The organism is Pseudomonas sp. EGD-AK9, from assembly GCF_000465935.2.
In the GTDB taxonomy this organism is placed as follows: domain Bacteria; phylum Pseudomonadota; class Gammaproteobacteria; order Pseudomonadales; family Pseudomonadaceae; genus Aquipseudomonas.
In genome coordinates, this window is sequence record NZ_AVOF01000452.1 from 1 (window position 1) to 2,148 (window position 2,148).

Here is a 2,148-nt window from a genome sequence, read left to right on the forward strand (position 1 = left end):
GGTACTGCTGATTCCAGCGCTGTTCACCTGGAGCCTGCCGGCCGTCGACGCCCCGCCGGCGGCACAGGTGGACTGGGCCTGGCTGCTCGTCCTGCTGGCCGCCGGCGCGGTGCTGGCGCTGCTGTGGACGCGGCTGAAACAGCCCAACCCCTGGATGCTCGGCCCGCTGACCGCCTGCGCCGTGGCCAGCGCCAGCTTCGATCTGCACCTGGGCCTGCCGCCGGGCTTCGGTCAGTTCGGCCAGTGGCTGATCGGCTGCGCCCTGGGCTGTCACTTCGACCGCGCCTTCTTTCGCAGCGCGCCGGGCTTTCTCGCCCGCGTACTGCTGTTCACCCTGCTGGCCATGCTCGCCGCCGCTCTGCTCGGCGAAGCGCTGGGCTGGCTGGCCGGCGAGGATCGCCTGTCGCTGATGCTGGGCATGATGCCCGGAGGCATCACCGAACTGTGCCTGACCGCCGAGGCGCTGCAGCTGGCGGTGGCACTGGTCACCGCCCTGCAGGTGCTGCGGCTGTTTCTGGTGATGTTTCTCGCCGAGCCCTTATTCAAGCTCTGGTGCAAGAGCCACGCTTAGCCCGCCTTGTGCGGGCTTTTTTTATGATGCTTCTGGTGCGCACGGCGCACCCTACGACTACACCGTTCCGTAGGGTGCGCCCTGCGCACCAGGGCTACCACTGCAACTGCAATTGGCTCTCGAACTCACGTACTTGCCCGCTGAGCGGGTCGACGAAGCGCAGGCCGCGCGCCAGCAGCTTGAGCGGCTTGGCGTAGTCGTCCGGCTGGCCGCGGCTGTCGTGCAGCTCGGGATAGAAATCGTCGCCGACGATGGGCGCGCCGAGCCCGGCCAGGTGCACACGCAGCTGGTGCTTACGCCCGGTCACCGGCGACAGGCCGTAGCGCCACAGCGCGCCGCGGCGCTCCAGCACCTCGATACGCGTCTCGCTGTTGGCCTCGCCCGCCACTTCCTGCATGCGAAAGAACGGCTCGCCCTCGATCATGCGCGAGCGATGCACATGGGGAAACTGCAGCTGCGGCAAGGCCGGGGCTATGGCCTCGTAGCGCTTCTCCACCGCACGCTGGCGAAACAGCGCCTGGTAGCGGCCGCGGCTGCTCGGCTCGACCGAGAACAGCACCAGCCCGGCGGTGAGGCGGTCGATGCGATGGATCGGCACCAGCTCGGCATTGCCGGTCAGCCTGACCAGCCGCGCCAGCAGGGTCTGCTCGACGTACTCGCCGGCCGGCATCACCGGCAGGAAATGCGGCTTGTCCGCCACCAGCAGCTGTGCGTCCTGCCACAGCACGCGCGCCTCGAAGGGAATCGGCGTCTCCTGCGCCACCTCGCGGAAGTAGCGCACCTTGAGCCCGACCCGATAGGGATGCTGCGGGCCCAGCGGCCCACCTGCCGCATCCAGCACCCGGCCGCGGGCCATGCGCTGCAGCCAGGTGGCGCGGTCGATGGCGGGAAAGTGATCGCACAGACAGTCGAGCACCGTCGCCCACTCGCCCTGAGGCAGGTGCAGGGTGCTGGGGCGCATGGCGGGGCTGGACATGGCAGAACCAACTCGGGGGCAACGGCTGATCCGGCGCATTAGGCCGCAGCCCGCGCGCGCCGTCAAAAGCAAACGGCTTGAGCCGGCGCACGCCTGTGGCTAAGGTGGCGGCTTCCGTTCGGAGGCTTTCATGTCGATCACCCGCACCCTGCTCGCCAGCTTCGCCCTGCTGCCCCTGCTCACCGCCTGCCAGGTCTACACCGGCAAACCCGAAGGCCCGCCGCCGGCCACGCGCCTGCAGGGCCAGTTGCAGGCTCAGGGCGGCCAGCTGTTCTTCACCCCCTGCCAGGAGCAGCGCCGCTTCGCCCTGGTCGACAGCGGCAACACCGGCGTCACCCGCGCAGCCGCCGAATTGCTGGCCGACGGCCAGGCTGCGCTGTTCGCCGACCTCGCCGGCCGGCTGGGCGGCAGCCAGGGCAACGGCAGCGACGGTCGTTTCGAGGTCAGCCAGCTGTACCGCATCCAGGGCGAAGGCCATGGCTGCGACGACCTCAACTTCAAGCGCCTGACCCTGCGTGCCAGCGGCAACGAGCCGTTCTGGCAGGTGGAGGTCGGCGGCAAGGGCCTGGTGCTCAACCGCCCCGACCAGCCGCCGCTGGCC

At 69.6% G+C, this 2,148-nt stretch carries 3 protein-coding genes; 2 read left to right on the plus strand and 1 reads right to left on the minus strand.

Annotation, left to right across the window (positions count from 1 at the left end; translation table 11 throughout):
* Positions 1-571 (plus strand): AbrB family transcriptional regulator (locus N878_RS18470; protein WP_021445062.1); only part of this gene is annotated, 571 nt, incomplete at its 5' end.
* A gap of 94 nt (positions 572-665) precedes the next feature.
* Here N878_RS18470 and N878_RS18475 read toward each other — a convergent pair.
* Complete coding sequence (locus N878_RS18475; protein WP_021445063.1) at positions 666-1,547, minus strand: pseudouridine synthase; 882 nt, start codon at positions 1,545-1,547, stop codon at positions 666-668.
* A gap of 130 nt (positions 1,548-1,677) precedes the next feature.
* Between N878_RS18475 and N878_RS18480 the strand changes: the two genes are divergently transcribed.
* Positions 1,678-2,148: hypothetical protein (locus N878_RS18480; protein ID WP_021445064.1), on the plus strand; the 471-nt coding region annotated here is incomplete at its 3' end.

Bases quoted from the DNA above. Each gene is read 5' to 3' on its own strand.
- N878_RS18475 (WP_021445063.1), bottom strand. From the start codon at position 1,547: ATGTCCAGCCCCGCCATGCGCCCCAGCACCCTGCACCTGCCTCAGGGC.